Source organism: Bradyrhizobium sp. AUGA SZCCT0176, assembly GCF_018130145.1.
GTDB lineage: Bacteria > Pseudomonadota > Alphaproteobacteria > Rhizobiales > Xanthobacteraceae > Bradyrhizobium.
Window position 1 is genome coordinate 1 of the sequence record NZ_JAFCMB010000004.1, and the last position, 15,808, is coordinate 15,808.

Here is a 15,808-nt window from a genome sequence, read left to right on the forward strand (position 1 = left end):
GCAAACCAGCGTCCACCGCAACCCGCCCAACGTCCGTGACGACGGCCGACGCCCTTCTGAGTAGGACGGGATGGGCAAAGATATGCACCTGATTTGCCTTCTGGTAAACAGAAATATTTTTTATTTTGGGGCTTGACACGATTTCCGTAAATCAGAACTGATTTGCCCGTCGGGTCGTTTTGTCGCGCCCACGCGTCATTGCACGCAGGCCCGAACGGCCTTCGCGACCATCGCGGCGGCTGGCCTGCTTCAAGCCGATCGCATCGGATCAGGCGACAGACAGCTTTCCGGCCGCCCCGAACCCCGGCATGACGCCGCCAAGCATCGTGCCCAACGCCGCCAGGCACGGCTTCACCATGCGGCGCTCGCACCAATTGCCCGGCGTATTGGAGAAGGAAAAGCCTGCCTTGCGCGCAAGGGCCTGCATCTCATCGTTGGTCCGCAGCGTGTCGCCGAAGATATGGCGGGCGCCGAATGCCGCCGCGAGGCGCTCGAGATTCGAAAGCAATGCAGAACCGATGCTGCAGCCCCGGTGCTCATCGTGGACGGAAACGCCGAACTCCAGGCCGCCGGTTGCCCGATCGAACGCATAGCAGGCCTCGGCGACGATCGTTTCGACGCCGTTCACCGTCATGACGGCGACCACAGCGAAGCGACTGTCCGCGCTGGACCGAAACAACAAATCGAGATCCCGGTCCGAGGGGCCATGGCTGGCGCCGGTGAACCGGTTGCGCCGCGCGGCCGGCGACAGCGCCTCGAAGTAGGCCTGCAGCGCTTCGCGGTCATCTGGTTCAAGCAAGCGGATCACCACCGACTTACCGGTCCGCAACCGCACAATCTCGAAAACCGCCGCGGTTGCCGTGGCTACGAAGGCCGCGGCGACGTCGAGCACTTCGCCCTGGAGCATTGGTGCGAGCGCGGGAGAGTCGCAATCCACAACCATCACTTCATGCCGCCATTCGATCGAATTCATGACCGGCTCCTCTGAACATACTGGTGAAGGGGTCGAGGAGGTCATGCCCTCCCCGGGAGCGCACTAGGCGGCAACGGGCTCGATATTCTGATATTTGACCACGTCGACCAACGCCTTGCGGGCGTAGAACAAGCGCGTCTTGATCGTCGCCTGTGGGAGGCCGATGATCTCGCTTGCTTCCTCGAGGGACTTGAGCGCGAAGTCGACGAGTTCAATCACCTCGCGATGCGCCGGCAGCAACCTCCTGAGATAGTGGTCGAGCTCCACGCTCGTCCTGGCGCATCCAAGCCGCAGCATCATCTGAGACAGATCGATGCCGGCCTCGTTCAGCCAGGAGATTCCGTTCTCTCGGGCCGATGCGCTGGTCTCGGCAGAAGTCGTTTGCATGATCGTCTCCTTATTGCGCTTCCATTCACGCGATGGAACGGACGAATAAGGAGGCCGCGTTTCTGCACGACTTCGTGAATTGCAGAGAATAGTTCTGTGGAACGGAAAATGGTTTCAGGTTCGCTTTCGCGGTGAAACCCTAAAACAGGATAAATTTTATTCAAATGATAGATATGCACGCGTCAAAGCGACGCCTGAACTCAGCTTGCGGCCAACTCGGCGAACGTCCGGCCGGCAGCGGCGCGCAATGGCGAACCCTTTGAGAGAATCGCGAGCAGTGCTGCGTGCTGATCGCCTTCCGCGCTTTCAAGCGTTGATTTTGCCCACAGATAGGACGCTTCGAAAACACGCTTGTGATTGTCGAACTCCATGACCTTGGCGCCAGGAATGGTCGGCGGACGCATCACAAAATCGGCGGGGCCCACCGGAATCGAATCCACGCGCTGATGCACGAGCAGGCTGCGCCAGAGCACGCTGACCGCTGATGGCGCCCTTGGCAGGCGCTTTTTGCCAAACGGCAGCAGCAGACTGGAAATCAGCTTGAGGCGTCCCGGAAGCGCATCGTAATCCACCTCGAAGCGTTCGATTTCCTGCTTGCCAAAATGGACCACCAGGTTGGGCCCGCGCTTGAGATTGTGCATCGGCGCAAGCGGAATGTTGTCGATCAGACAGCCGTCAACCAGCATCGAGCCATCCTTGGTGTAGAACGGCGGCAAGATGCCTGGAATCGAGGCTGACGCCCGCACGGCCTGCCACAGCGAACCAGTACGAATGACTTCGCCAGCCTGGGTGGAGAGATTGGTTGCCACGGCGGCAAACGGCTTCCAGCAATCCTCGATGTTGCAATCCGCCCCGAGCGCCTCCGCAAGCGCGCGGTCGAGGGCCTTGTGGTCAAGCAGGGAGTATCGCGGCCAGGTGGGGCGCTTGAAACTCCGGCTCTTGACGAAGATATCGTCCGTGCCTCGATCAAGATCTTCAGCTTCGAGGTTCTTGGCGAAGCCGGCGACCATGGCAGCCCCGACGCTGGTTCCGACGAAGATATCGAAGTCAACGCCGCGTTCGCGAAACGCCTTGTAGATTCCAAGGTGCGCCGGCCCCAATCCTCCTCCGCCAGCCGCCACAAACCCGATCGCCCGGCCGAGCAGGAAGCGCGCCAGGCTCCGTACATCGATGTCGTCCTGGAGCGATATGTGGTGATGCATGAAGACGGGCATGCGCCTCAACCAGGCGCCCGTGCCACGCACTTCACCGCTTCGCTCATCATGAACGAGCACGAGCCGCCGCTCGTTGGTTCGATGATAGGTCGACGCCGCAGCCTCTACTTCGGTCAGGGAATCGTCCGGCGCCCTGCCCCTGCATACGAACAGGACCTGATCGGATTGCCGGATGCATTTCTGGGTCCAGCGCGTCAGCTCCCGGTCGCCAAAATAGGCGACGAGATCGGATGCCTGCTCCAGTCGATGCAGCCAGCCGGTTATTTCTTCATCGTCCGGATCCCGTCCGGGGAACATTTGATTGATACGCTGGGAGGTTACGATCTCAACCACCGCGTTGCCGAGCGCCTGTGTCAGCAACGCGTAAAACTGCGGCGGCACCGGCTCCCTTCCCCCTTCCAGAACCACGATTGTTCGCGTGCGCGCAAGTTGTCGATTGGGAACGACGCGCGACGTCGTCTCGGCCACCCGAAGCGCCATCGCCTCAAGCAGGAAACCAACGATGCTGGGCGCTTCAGTTGCAATTTTGTTGTAAGCGGCACGCGACAATGAGAGAACACAGGAATCCCTGATCGCCGTTACGGTGGCCGTCCGCCGGATCTTCCCAAAAAAGCCGATTTCACCGATGAGATCGCCCGGCCCCAGTTCGGCAATCGGCCCTTCGTCGCCCGCGCGCTGCACCGTGAATGCGCCGCGCACGACTTCAAAGAAAGCGTCCGACGCATCGCCCTCGGCGACAAGCTCTTCGCCGCGCAGAATGACCAGCTCGCGCATGAAACCCCGGATCTCCTGACGCTGCTCTGCGGTCAGCATCCTGAAGATCGAGACGTCGGAGGGAACGAAGGCCTCGGGAGGCGTTGCGGCATCGGCGAGAAGGGGAGCGTCGGGGACGAAGGGTGGCTCAGATGCGGTGGCACCATCTACCATTATGTTTTCCTCGATCGAGACTGCGCGGCGCAAGTGACCTTGTTGCCGCCAACTTATTTCATAGCCGCGCCGACACATAGCAGCTCACGCGTTCAAATTGCCTTGCCATACGTCAGGACAACGGGATTAGTTGAGCCATGGTAGATGGGCGGTAATGTCAATTACTCGACATTTGATCGATCGCGTTAAGCCGCCTGCAATCTTCGGCATCTCGTTGCAATTATCCGGACGAATCTGAAAAAATCCTGATATCGCTTCGCTCGCCCGGGCCAAGCTCGCTAACGTACGGGTCCAAGAAGGAGCACCGATGAGCAACGGCGATGACGTGCAGATCGAAGTTGCGCTGGCCGCGACCGATGAGGTGCGCCTGCTGATCGGCGAGCTCGAGGCCGTGCTCGCGGTGGAGTATCCGCCGGAGCAGCGGCATGGCTTTTCCATCGATGCGATCTTCCAACCGCATGTCCGCTTCTTCCTCGCGCGACGTCACGGCGCGGCGGTGGGCTGCGGCGGCGTCGCCCTCTTCCCTGAATATGCCGAGGTCAAGCGGATGTATGTGCGCGGCACCGCGCGGGGCCAGGGCGTCGCCGACGCCATTCTCGCACGCATCGAAGACGAGGTGCGTGGCGCCGGACTTCCCATGTTGCGCCTGGAGACAGGAACGCGCCAGATCGCGGCGATGCGGCTCTATATACGGACGGGATTCCGGGAATGTTCCGCGTTTGGGGATTACGCGCTGAAAGCGCCGCAATCCATTGCGGCGAGTGTGTTCTTCGAGAAGCGGATGTGAAGCGGATTGTTATGTAGCCCGGATGAGCGAAGCGATGTGCGGGGCTCTCGCACCTCCGATACCCGCATATCGCTAGCGCTCATGCGGGCTACCAGCTTCAGGTCAGCTTCCCCGCCTCGTTCAGCCCGCTCTGCCAGGTCGACGGCTGCGTGCCAAAGCCGCGCTTGGCGCGCGTGCCCAGCCAATAGCCGAATTGCGGGGGCACGTTGCGGAACGGGCCTTCGACGCCGAGTTTGAGGGCGGCGTCCATCGGCCAGTTCGGGTTGTTGAGGATTTCGCGGCCCACCGCGATCAGATCGGCTTGCTTGTCCTGCAGGATCTGCTCGGCCTGGTCGCCATGGATGATGAGGCCGACCGCCATGGTCATGATATCGGCGTGGCGTTTGACATAGTCCGACAGCGGCACCTGGTAGCTGTATTTGATTTCCTTGCCCAGGATCGGCGCCATCTCGGTGATGCCGCCGGACGAACAGTCGATGACGTCGACGCCCTTGCTCTTGAGGATTTTCGCCAGCCGTGCGCTCTGCTCCGGTCCCCATCCGGCGTTGTCGTCCACCGACAGGCGGACGAACAGCGGCTTGTGGTCGGGCCAGTGCGTGCGCACCGCTTCGGTGATCTCGGTGATGAAGCGCATCCGGTTGGCCTCGGAGCCGCCATATTCGTCGGTGCGCTGGTTGGATCGCTCGGACAAAAATTGATGCACGAGATAGCCGTGCGCACCATGCAGCTCCAGCACGTCGAAGCCGGCCTCATGGGCGCGCCGCGCGGCCTGGCCCCAGGCCTGCACGAGGTCTTTCACTTCGCTCCGCTCCAGGGCCTTCGGCACCGGCCATTTCTCGCTATGGGCAATCGCGCTCGGCGCCACCGGCGACCAGGCGTCCCAATCCTCGATCTCGGGCGTCCGTTGCAGCGGCCGGTCGCCTTCCCACGGCCGGGTCGCGCGCGCCTTACGCCCGGAATGGCCGAGCTGAATGCCCGCGACCGCATTCTGCTGATGGATGAATCTAACGAGGCGGCCAAGCGGCTCGACAAAGGCATCGTCCCAGATGCCGAGATCGCCGACCGTGCCGCAACCGCGGCGCTCGACCTTGGTCGACTCGACGACGACAAGCCCGGCCCCGCCGGCGGCGAATTTGCCTGAGTTCATCAGGTGCCAGTCGGTCGGAAACCCCTTCACGGCGGAATATTGGTGCATCGGCGGCACCACGATGCGGTTCTTCAGCTCAACGCCGCGGATCGTCACCGGCGAAAACAGCAGCGTGTTCGACATTCTAGCGTCCTCGCCGGTTTCCTGGAATCCTGGGCACCCCAGTCCCGGCAAGCTGCCGGCGGGCGGCTGTTATTGTTTTGCGGTGGTCTCGGTCTTGATATCCGTTTTGGCTGCCTTCGGCTTCGCGGGCGGCTTGGCTGCGGCTTTCGGGGCGGCATTGTCGCTGCGCACGGTTCCCCAGGGATCGGTGCTCTTTTGCTCCGGAATATTGCCCAGCGACCGCTTGTAGGCCCGCTCGGCCTCCTTCGCCGCCGCGATCTCCGACGGCGACTTTTCCTTGTCCGGCTCCCCGTATTGTTGAACGGGTGCCTGCTGGGCCAACGCCGGCCCGGCCAGCAAGACCATCACAGCCACGATACCAATCATTTTCATGCGATCACTCCCCGGACTTTCCGGCCAAACGCTTAGCACAGCTCCCGCGCCAGCCTAAGTGCTGGATTGGGCGGAAGTTGCTCGCGAAAACAAGCATTTTGCTGGTTGCAGCCAGTCGTTGCCCAGAGCGGTCCAGTTTTGTAAACGTCTGGCATGAACGCCCCGCTTCTCCCCAACTCCGCCGACGCGCTCCTGTTCGATCTTGGACGCGTCGTACTCGATATCGACTTCGGCAAGGTGGTGGCCAATTGGGCCGGCCATGCCGGCTGCGAGCCGGCACAGCTGGTCGAGCGGTTCTTGCCCAATGATGCCTGGCATCGCCACGAGCGGGGCGAGATCAGCGACGCCGAATTCTTCGCAGGCCTGCGTGGCTCACTCGGCATCGGGATATCGGACGCCCAGTTCCTGGAAGGCTGGAACGCGATCTTCGCCGGCGAAATGCCCGATATCGCCGCATCGCTGGCGCGCGCCGGACAACGCCTGCCGCTTTATGCCTTCTCCAACACCAATAACGCGCATGTCGTGCATTTCAGCCAGGCCTATGCCGGCGTGCTCGGCCATTTCCGCGAAATCTACCTGTCATCGACGATCGGGCTTCGAAAGCCCGATGCGGCGGCCTATGATCACGTCGTCAAGGCGATCGGTGTTCCCGCCTCCCGCATCGTGTTCTTCGACGATTCCGCCGCGAACATCGACGGCGCGCGGGCGCGCGGCCTGGCCGCGGTGCATGTGACAGGGCCGGATGACGTCGCAAAGGCGCTTGCCGCGCTGGGAATTTGAGAGGGTGTTGCCGTGGCCCTGATGCCGGTCGTTGATGCGCTGGCCGCGATCCTTGCGGGCGCCGATCCCTTGGCGGAAGAAATGGCCGCACTCGACACCGCCTGGCATCGCGTGCTCGCGCGCGACCTTGCGGCAAAGCGCACCCAGCCGCCACAGGCGATGTCCGCGATGGACGGCTATGCGGTGCGATCGGCCGACGCCGCCGACCTCTCCGCGCGGCTGAAGGTGATCGGCGAAGTCGCGGCGGGCCGCCCGTTCGAGCGCATGGTGGGCCCGGGCGAAGCGGTCCGGATTTTCACCGGCGGCGTGATCCCTGATGGCGCCGACGCCGTCATCATCCAGGAAGACACGGCTGCCAGCGGCGACCACGTCACGATCACGGAAACCGCCAAACCGGGACGGCATATCCGCGCCGCCGGCGCCGATTTCCGCGAGGGCGATGTGCTGCTCACCAGGGGAAGCCGCCTCACCGAACGCGACCTGTCGCTCGCCGCCGGCATGAATTATCCGGAACTCGCCGTGATCAGCCGCCCCAAAGTGGCGGTGCTCGCCACCGGCGACGAGCTGGTGATGCCGGGCTCGACCCCGGGCCCGGGCCAGATCGTCTACTCCAACGGCTATGCGCTGCGCGCGCTGGCGCGGGCCGAGGGCGCCGAGACCATCGATTTCGGCATCGCCGCCGACACGGTCGAGGCGACCACCGACGGCATCCGCCGCGCCCGCGCATCGGGCGCCGACATCCTGATCACGATGGGCGGCGCCTCGGTCGGCGACCACGACCTCGTCAAGCGCTCGCTGGAGGCCGAGGGCGTGGCCATGGCGTTCTGGCGCATCGCGATGCGGCCGGGCAAGCCGATGATGCACGGGCGCCTCGGGGCGATGCGGGTGATCGGCCTGCCCGGCAATCCGGTCTCGTCCTATGTCTGTGGTTTCCTGTTTCTGGTGCCGCTGATTCGCGCGCTGTCGGGCCGAAAAACCATCCATCACGCGCGTGAGACCGCCCTGCTCGGCCGCGATCTCCCCGCCAACGACCAGCGCGAAGACTATCTTCGCGCACGACTTGAAGAGCGCGAGGACGGTGCGTTGATCGCGGTGCCGGTGAGCCACCAGGACTCGTCGCTGCTTGGAAATCTCGCTGCGGCACGGGCGCTTTTGATACGTCCGCCGTTTGCGCCGGCGCTGCCGACAGGCGCGCCATGCGAGTTCCTGCGCCTGCCGGAATGACGCATCGCGGCGGCCTGTTCGGGCGAAGTCGGCGCGCGTTCACCTGAAATTAAGTGGTTGCGGAACATGTATCGAACATATAGTGTCCGTTCATGATTTGTTTCGAGAGCTAGTGTCTACAAATGGGAGTTTTGGACTTCCGAATTTGAGACCGCACTCGCAACTGAACTGAACGACCACGAATTACGACGCGCCAACCGGGGGATTGCTCGAGATGCTTACGCGCAAACAGTATGAACTTCTGCGTTTCATCAACGAACGGCTCAAGGAAGCCGGCGTGCCGCCCTCCTTCGACGAAATGAAGGATGCGCTCGACCTCCGCTCCAAGTCCGGCATCCACCGCCTCATCACCGCCCTGGAAGAGCGCGGCTTCATCCGCCGCCTGCCCAACCGTGCCCGCGCCATCGAAGTCATCAAGCTGCCCGAGCTTGCGGGCGCCGGTAACGGCAACGGCCGCCGCGGCTTCACTCCCAGCGTCATCGAAGGCACGCTCGGCAAGGTCCGCGCCGCCAGCGCGCCCGCCGAGGACGATGGCAACCGTCCGGTCGCCGTTCCCGTAATGGGCCGGATCGCCGCCGGCACCCCGATCGAGGCGCTGCAGACCCGCAGCCACACCATCAGCGTACCGCCTGACATGCTCGGCTCCGGCGAACATTACGCGCTCGAAGTCCGCGGCGATTCCATGGTGGACGCCGGCATTCTCGACGGCGACATGGCGCTGATCCAGCGCAACGAGACCGCCGACACCGGCGATATCGTGGTGGCGCTGATCGACGAGGAGGAAGCCACCCTGAAACGCTTCCGCCGCCGCGGCGCCTCGATCGCGCTGGAGCCTGCCAACACCTCCTATGAAGTCCGCATCCTGCCGCCTAACCGGGTCCGGATTCAGGGCAAGCTGATCGGGCTGTACCGGAAGTACTGAGGGCGGCCCGCTTTCGCGGGCGCTTCTGTTCGGTAACGACATCCGTAAGCTCGTCATGCCCGGCCTTGTGCCGGGCATCCACGTTGTTGGCTGCAAGATCAAGACCCGGCCCTGACGGAGAACGGTGGGGCCGCGCGTCGCACAATTGCCCAGAATGCGGCAAAAACTGTGCGGGCGAGGATGGTTGGTTTGACGCGTTTTCTTCGACTCGAAGACGCAAAAACCGGGGGGACGAGACGTGGTCAGCAGTATGATCACCAAGATCACCTGGCAGAGGGCGGGACTCGTGACCGAGCCGGGCCGCTACATGCTCCGGTTCGGCTGGCTGATGGTGACGGCGGAAGATCTCGCGATCTGGCAGCAATATCCGGAGGCTGCGTTCACGCTGGTCGCGCTGCCCGGGATTGCCGACGACGGAAGGGAGCAATTCCATCTCGGCGCCTTCGAACTGCCGCTGCCGCCGATGCCCGAAGATCCGCAGCCGCCGTAGCGCGTTTGTGATCGGGCACGCCGGCCTTTCCGTCGCACTATTGCCCAGAACAGGAATAGACTTTGCTCAAGTCCACTCTGATAGAGGCCAGCGCCTCGAGGGAGGCACGGGTCTCTATCTCTTACGAGGGAGCGATCCGATGTGTGACTATAGTTTGCACGCGATGGCAACGCGTCCTGCTGAGGTCGGCGAGACATTGATATCGACCACCTTCCGCGGCACCTCGACCCGCGGCTTTGCCAGCGAACGCGACCCCGCAGTCGCGGTCTGCATGCTGCCCGGGACCGAACTGGCCTTCGCGCAAGACGTCAAATACGACAATCGCTGGATCTGGACGCGGACGATCGGTTTTCGCGTCGGCAAGTTCAACACCATCGATCCGCATATCAAGGAGCGTCACCACGACGCGATCGAATTTCCCGACGGCAGCCATGTGCTGGTGACGCAGCTTTGCGAGGGTCAGCGCGTCACCGTGCTGCAATTGCCGGTGGTGCATCCGATTCCCGAGCGCACAACAACGAAGGCGGACACGGCGACACCGCTTTCCACCGGTTGAATTCCGCGCCGTCGGTCGCGCCCCGCCGGGGAACGTGAATCCTTATTCCTCGGCCTGGAGATCCGCTTCCGACGGGGTCGCATCGACCGCACGCGGCGCCGTACGGCGCGGCGCGAGGATGGTTGTTTCCGCGTCCCCCTCGCCCGCGATCGCCGGCGACCATGGACGATCGACGCCCCGGAGCTTGACGGCATCGATGGTAAATCCGCTGCCGCTTCGCCGCAGCACCATGGCGCCCTGCCGCCGCAGACGCTCCGCAGAGATCACCGAGGCGCCGCACCCCGCAGGCGCCTGCCTTGCGGTGACCACCAGCGCCGCGCGCTCACAATCATCCGCCAGCGCTTCCGGCCGCAGCGCCAATGCCACGAACCCGCCACCGGCGCCTTGCATCACGCAGCCGCTCTCGTCGCATGAGACGCCCTCGGTGAGCGAGGCATCGGCAGGCTTTCGGGCGTCGGCATCCGCCGCCAGCCATTCCTTGACGAGGAAGCCATCCCTCGCGGCGCCCTTGGCCGCGCGCATCAAATGTAGTTTGCCGTCCTGGCCGCGGACACCGACATTGCGCCCGTCGGCGGCGATCAGGATGTCCGGCTGCGGCACCCTCGCCGCCCACACCGCCGCCACCAGCACCACGGCCGCGCCGGTATAGCGCAGCGGCGTCCGCAACAAGCCGAGCAGGATGATGCCAAGACTCGCCGCAATCAGCGGGCCGATGCCGAACGCCGGCACACGACCAACCGCGCCCGGCAAGGCCGCGACCCATTGCGTGACAACGATCATCCAGTCGATGCCGACGCCCATGATGGCCCAGAACACACCGTCAAAACCGAACGGCATCGCAACCAGGCCGAGCAGGCCCGCCGGCATCACCAGCGCCGAGACCACCGGCATCGCCGCGAGATTGGCGAGCACGCCATAGGGCGTCACCCGGTGGAAATGAAACGCCGCGTAAGGCGTGGTGGCAAGGCCCGCCACCAATGAGGCCAGGAGCAGCATCGTGATCTCGCGGCCGCCCCACAGCGCCACCTGCGCCGTCGCGGAATGATCCGGCTGCGCGAACAGGCGCGGCATGCCGAGTTGCACCAGCGCCACCAGTCCGAGGGTCGCCGCAAACGACATCTGGAAGCTCGGATGCACCAGCGCCTCCGGTGCGATGGTCAAGACAATGAGGGCCGCGACCGCGAGCGTTCGAAACGTGATGGCGCGGCGGTCGACCATGACCGCGATCAGCACCACGGCCGTCATGAAGAACGAACGCTGGGTCGCGACTTCAGCGCCGGAGAGCAACAGATAAAACGCCGACGCGGCGAGTGCCGCCACCGCCGACCATTTCTTGATCGAAAAACCAACCGTGAGCGTCGGGAACAGCGCCAGCAGTGCCCGTACCGCAAAGAACACGACGCCCGCGACGACAGCCATGTGATAGCCTGATATCGACAGCACATGGCCAAGGCCGGAGATGAACATCGCGTCATTGACGGGCTCGGAGATCGCATCGCGCCGGCCGGTCAGAAGCGCGGTCGCGATCGCGCGCTTGTCGCCTTCCAGCACGGTCCGGATCCGCGCATCGATCGCATCCCGCATGCCTTGCATGAACGCCGAATAGCGCAGCTTCCACCCGCCGCCATCAGGCGCTTCCGCGGTCCTGATCGCGCCCATCACAAAACCGGAGGCGCCGATGCCGGAGAAGAACATGTCGCGGCCGAAATCGTAGCTGCCGGGCCGCAGCGGCGACATCGGCGGCAACAGCCGCGCTTTCAATTCGACAAAACTGCCCACGTCAGGCGCGGTACCCTTCTTGACCGACAGCCGCACCCGTTCGATTTTTGTCGCGTCGCGCGCGCTCTCCATGGTCACGACGCGCAGTACAAAACGGTCGGTGCGCTCGCGGATGTCGCGGGTTTCGACAAATCCCGTCAGCGCCACCGAAAACATCGGCCGCGCCAGCACGCCATGCGCGATCCGCGCCGTCTTCCAGGTGGCAATCGCAAAGCCGGCGGCGACGGCGGCGATCATCACGGCGACCGGAAACATCTTGTGCCGCCGCAGCAAGAACGCCGCCGCGCACAGCACGATGGCGGTGACAGCCGCGACCGACAGCACCGGCTCATGGTCGGCGGCAAAATAGAACGCGATGCCGGTGCCGAAGGCGACGGGCACCCAGGGCAGCAAACGCCCCGCCCCCGCCTCCGCGCGCGCCCATTGCCGCAAGGTCTCGATCAGCGGTGCCCACAGCGCAAGACGCTGGGGCGCGAGACCGCCGACCGGCGCCGCCCCACGCGGCGGCCACGTGCCGGCGTAGCCTCGCCTTTGGCCCGACGTGTTGCCCTGCTCCGACATCAAGCTACCCACACGATACGCTCGCGGGGACAAAGCTACCGGAAGGTGTCAGGTGCCGGCTAGCAGAACGGAAGTAGAATATCGGGGAAAGGCGCCGCGCGCGCGGAAGCGAAGCCCCGCGCTCTCAAGACTGCTGTGGGAAGAAAAACCCGCCGGTAACTGCCCCGGCGGGTTTCCTTTACGCATCACTCTCGCGGGGGCTTTGGGGTCCGTTCCGCGATTGCCTTCAGGATGACTTGTGACCGTTAAAAGTTGATTTTCTGACGACATCGGCAGTCAATATTGACTCTCGTCACAGCACGTCAGATCGCCACCCGGCATACTCGCTCCAGATCAACAGCGCACAGCGCCACAACATGGAGCGGGACAATGACCAACCAGACCTCGATTTACGAATTGACCGCCTCCGAACTCGATGCAGTCGCCGGTGGCTGGGCGGGACTGGTCCCTGCAGCTACGAAGTCCGCCCCAACTAGCGGCCGCACCCCAGTAGACCTAAACAGCAAATCGTCTTCGGGCGCAGTCTTCTCTGCCGTCGGCAGCCAGACTTGGTGAAGGCCGAGTCTGTTGCGATAGTCGCCTCAGTTTGGCGGCCTCTTTCATTCCGAAATTTCAAACCGAGACACTACCGGCGCTAGGGCTGAAGGCGAAGACGGTGCCGGTACGCCTGGTGTGAGCCGTGGGGACGTTCCAGCGCAAGAAACCGGCGGCATCGGCGTCAAGGCGCCCTCTCTAGACGAAAAACCCCGCCGGTTAGGGCGGGGCTAAGTCGGGTATCATTGCTTCTTTAGCCCGCGTGAGGGCTGCTGACAGCGTAACAAACCAGCCGGCATAGTCGATTCGCTTTTCTTGCATGCTTGCCTGCTTATCCCGCATGCGCGTACGCAGTGCGGTTCCGCAACAGAGCCGCACTCCCACTCTGGCTGCGCTGGTAGCGTCGCTAAGTGCCACGGGACCGCGGGTTCAATGAACTGTCGCCGCCTTGCAACATGCAGGTGACCTTGGCATGACCGCTGACCCAAACGGGTGATGGAAAGATGATGGGTTAAGGTGTTTAATCTTTGCCAACTTGGTGGCACGCATTAAGTGTCCGCTGGTACCTATTATTTTATTGCGCTTTAGCGAAATTTATTTTTGAAGATTTGCAATGGTTCGGGAAATCGACAGGATAGTTGTCGGGACTCGCTTCAAGACGAGTAAGCTAGGCGCTGCTCGATGCCCGGAACTGGCTAATCTGAATGGCATCGTTGTCGAGGTGAGTCATACCAACACGGGCATTACCGTGTTGTTCGATGGCGCCAAAAGACCAACATGCCTGCACAGGCAGTTTATATCCCCCGTCTCGGGTACTGGATCGGGGAGCTATTTGGCTGGCTCTGAAAAAACGCGTCCCTGACCTCGACTTGTTTTGATCATCGGTTCGGTATTACGGCGCGGCATGATGTTCCCATCACCGCCCCGACTCGGCAGCTACCGGTGACTGAGAAGCTTTGCGCTCCCGCCTGATCAAGGCGTGCATCATTCGTAACTTCTGCCGGTGGCGAAAGAAGCACTATTCGCGGCGCGCGCCTACTCTGAAATTACCTCTCCGGAGCCACCAAACTCTTTCGGAACATCCTTCAACTTGGTCACACCGTCGCGCATGGGCAGAGCTGTTTCTGAGTAATTTATATGTACGCCCGGCGTAAACTTCAGCGTTGGCAATGTTGCTGCAAAGACGTCTACCAGTCCCAAGGGCGGGTGATTGGTCATTAGGTGCCCGCCACATTTTTTACGGTACTGCGGCTTACTGACCTCGGTCTTTTGGAACATTCCTACATGCCCGATGTTATTCGGACCGCCTCGGGCTTCCCGAGACTAAAAGCGTTGACGGGTCCGCCTGACCATGAACGGCACGAACTGCAATGGCAGTAGCCCATTGCTTCCGGCTCGCCTGATACCTCCACATGAACCGTGCCGCAGCAGCACTCGCCTTTATGTGTAGTTGCCATTGCACACTGCTATCTCCCAACCCTTCAACCATAAGCCGGAATGCGCGCAGGCCAGATTTAGTTCCAGACTCCCGACCGCCTGGAACGAATCCGCCGGGGCTAGCTTGAATCGCGGTCCTGTAAGCCGGATTCATGAATGTCCGGGATTACCCCCAAAGGCCCACGCACGGGATCGAATGTTTTTGTTAACGAATAGACCGATGGGTTTGCTTTCGACTGACGGCTTCGGTTCGTCCTTCTGGAGGCTGGCATTGTATTCTGGACCGGGAGTTCCGTTATGCGTCGCTCACCGTCGATCGTGCCGCGCGAAGCGGACCGGGACGTTTATCTGGTGCTGGACGATTTCGGCGCCCGTTTAGGCCGAGCATGGCGCGAGACCGACGAAGCGGGTACCGATCGCGAGACGCTGATCCAAGACCTTATGAACGACGAATGTGGGCATCCGGCGCGCATCGTAGCCTTCAATACCGTCGACGGCTGGTCGCGGGACGTGACCATGGATATCGCCGACGAACTGCGCCGACGATTTGTCGAATACGATCAAGTGCCGCGCTCTGTGCAGGAGTTCTTGGAGACGGCTGTCCGGCGCTAATCTGGATCTGCAATCGCGACAAATTCGGCTTGTCCGGGGGTTGAAGGCCAAAAAATGAGTACGGATAAACTTCAGGAGATGGACAAGGTTCTTGCGGAGATATTCCGCGAGCCTCCACTAATTTCGACCCAGATTGAGCCCGCGCCGGCAACATCCTTTGACCCACCAAACGAAGAGGAGCCTTCTGTTCAAGCCCCTGCAGTTGACGCTGCACCCGATGCCGAAGATGCGTTGAGACGGGCGGAGCAAGCAAAGTCATTGCTGTCCGGACTAAACCTTGACACCGCGATCCGCCTCCGCTGGGCGATGCGCGATATCAGAAGTAAGCGAACGAAATTGACGCCCGTCAGCGAAAATGACCTAGCGGCGCTCGTGGATCTGGGCTTCGTCGAGATGCAAGAAGGAATACCGAGGCTCACCGGTTTGGGCGTCCTCGCGCTCGATTGACCCGTCGAGATCGAGATGAAGGCGATGGGTAAGTGAATGCCTGAAGATGCGGCCCGCGGAACGTTTCCAATGAATCGACGTCAGAGCGACGACCCTCTACCAGAATTTCACGTGGGAGATCGCGTCCGGTTGAGTGAGCTAGGGAAATCGCGCACGCCCCGAACTAAGTCTCGTGGCACGGTAGTGCGTATTCCTGGGTGGACGGCCGCACAAGGTTCTGTTCAAGTCTTGTTTGATGGCAACAAAGAACCGACAAAAATGCACCGGTCCTACCTCGAGATCGACCTGTAATCTGTAATATTCACCAAAATGGAAACGGCCCCAGCGCGGGAGCGAGTACCGCTGGCCTGCCGTTGCCGACGCAATCAACCAGTGCACGGGCACGCTGTTTCTGTGGCGCCACGATCGACATAGCGACGGCCGACCGTCACATATACGAAGCACATATGATGGATTTGCATCCCGCATGAAACACGTCACCGCCCGCCCCTACGCCGATCCCGCCAAGGCCGCACAGCGCTGACACCGCCGCTGCC

14 protein-coding genes and 1 pseudogene are annotated in these 15,808 nt (G+C 62.4%); 8 read left to right on the forward strand and 7 right to left on the reverse strand.

The window, feature by feature from the left end; genetic code table 11:
* Positions 1 to 268 precede the first annotated feature (268 nt).
* The 3 genes from JQ600_RS11260 to JQ600_RS11270 form a co-directional block, all read right to left on the reverse strand.
* Complete coding sequence (locus JQ600_RS11260; RefSeq protein WP_212388837.1) at positions 269 to 973, reverse strand: GNAT family N-acetyltransferase; 705 nt, start codon at positions 971 to 973, stop codon at positions 269 to 271.
* A 63-nt stretch (positions 974 to 1,036) separates the two neighbouring features.
* Entirely contained in the window at positions 1,037 to 1,360 is a 324-nt protein-coding gene (locus tag JQ600_RS11265; RefSeq protein ID WP_212262318.1) for a sigma factor-like helix-turn-helix DNA-binding protein, read from the reverse strand.
* A 200-nt stretch (positions 1,361 to 1,560) separates the two neighbouring features.
* On the reverse strand, positions 1,561 to 3,501 hold the full coding sequence (locus JQ600_RS11270) for a cyclic nucleotide-binding and patatin-like phospholipase domain-containing protein (RefSeq protein WP_212388838.1): 1,941 nt from the start codon (positions 3,499 to 3,501) through the stop codon (positions 1,561 to 1,563).
* Between the two features lie 307 nt (positions 3,502 to 3,808).
* Between JQ600_RS11270 and JQ600_RS11275 the strand changes: the two genes are divergently transcribed.
* The gene (locus JQ600_RS11275) at positions 3,809 to 4,288 is read left to right on the forward strand and encodes a GNAT family N-acetyltransferase (RefSeq protein WP_212388840.1); all 480 of its coding nucleotides are present in this window, start codon (positions 3,809 to 3,811) and stop codon (positions 4,286 to 4,288) included.
* A gap of 97 nt (positions 4,289 to 4,385) precedes the next feature.
* Here JQ600_RS11275 and JQ600_RS11280 read toward each other — a convergent pair whose 3' ends face one another.
* Positions 4,386 to 5,558 (reverse strand): NADH:flavin oxidoreductase/NADH oxidase, encoded by a 1,173-nt coding sequence (locus tag JQ600_RS11280; protein WP_212388842.1) that lies wholly within the window; start codon positions 5,556 to 5,558, stop codon positions 4,386 to 4,388.
* A gap of 69 nt (positions 5,559 to 5,627) precedes the next feature.
* Complete coding sequence (locus JQ600_RS11285; RefSeq protein WP_212262330.1) at positions 5,628 to 5,930, reverse strand: hypothetical protein; 303 nt, start codon at positions 5,928 to 5,930, stop codon at positions 5,628 to 5,630.
* A 153-nt stretch (positions 5,931 to 6,083) separates the two neighbouring features.
* Between JQ600_RS11285 and JQ600_RS11290 the strand changes: the two genes are divergently transcribed.
* The 5 genes from JQ600_RS11290 to JQ600_RS11310 all read left to right on the forward strand — a co-directional run bounded on the left by JQ600_RS11290 (position 6,084) and on the right by JQ600_RS11310 (position 9,902).
* The gene (locus JQ600_RS11290; RefSeq protein WP_212262333.1) at positions 6,084 to 6,710 is read left to right on the forward strand and encodes an HAD family phosphatase; all 627 of its coding nucleotides are present in this window, start codon (positions 6,084 to 6,086) and stop codon (positions 6,708 to 6,710) included.
* 12 nt (positions 6,711 to 6,722) lie between these two features.
* Entirely contained in the window at positions 6,723 to 7,934 is a 1,212-nt protein-coding gene (gene glp, locus JQ600_RS11295; RefSeq protein ID WP_212388844.1) for a gephyrin-like molybdotransferase Glp, read from the forward strand.
* Between the two features lie 214 nt (positions 7,935 to 8,148).
* Entirely contained in the window at positions 8,149 to 8,856 is a 708-nt protein-coding gene (gene lexA / locus JQ600_RS11300) for a transcriptional repressor LexA (RefSeq protein ID WP_192733386.1), read from the forward strand.
* Positions 8,857 to 9,106: 250 nt separating this feature from the next.
* On the forward strand, positions 9,107 to 9,346 hold the full coding sequence (locus JQ600_RS11305; RefSeq protein ID WP_212389021.1) for a hypothetical protein: 240 nt from the start codon (positions 9,107 to 9,109) through the stop codon (positions 9,344 to 9,346).
* A 139-nt stretch (positions 9,347 to 9,485) separates the two neighbouring features.
* The gene (locus JQ600_RS11310) at positions 9,486 to 9,902 is read left to right on the forward strand and encodes a hypothetical protein (protein WP_212262341.1); all 417 of its coding nucleotides are present in this window, start codon (positions 9,486 to 9,488) and stop codon (positions 9,900 to 9,902) included.
* 42 nt (positions 9,903 to 9,944) lie between these two features.
* Here JQ600_RS11310 and JQ600_RS11315 read toward each other — a convergent pair whose 3' ends face one another.
* Both JQ600_RS11315 and JQ600_RS11320 read right to left on the reverse strand, forming a co-directional pair.
* The gene (locus tag JQ600_RS11315; protein WP_212388846.1) at positions 9,945 to 12,242 is read right to left on the reverse strand and encodes a ComEC/Rec2 family competence protein; all 2,298 of its coding nucleotides are present in this window, start codon (positions 12,240 to 12,242) and stop codon (positions 9,945 to 9,947) included.
* Between the two features lie 1,569 nt (positions 12,243 to 13,811).
* Positions 13,812 to 14,233: pseudogene (locus JQ600_RS11320) on the reverse strand (GFA family protein).
* 277 nt (positions 14,234 to 14,510) lie between these two features.
* On the opposite strand from JQ600_RS11320, the gene JQ600_RS11325 reads away from it, so the two are divergent.
* Both JQ600_RS11325 and JQ600_RS11330 read left to right on the forward strand, forming a co-directional pair.
* Positions 14,511 to 14,825, forward strand: a complete 315-nt coding sequence (locus JQ600_RS11325; protein WP_212262347.1) for a hypothetical protein — start codon at positions 14,511 to 14,513, stop codon at positions 14,823 to 14,825.
* A 54-nt stretch (positions 14,826 to 14,879) separates the two neighbouring features.
* Positions 14,880 to 15,272 (forward strand): hypothetical protein, encoded by a 393-nt coding sequence (locus JQ600_RS11330; protein ID WP_212388848.1) that lies wholly within the window; start codon positions 14,880 to 14,882, stop codon positions 15,270 to 15,272.
* Positions 15,273 to 15,808 lie beyond the last annotated feature (536 nt).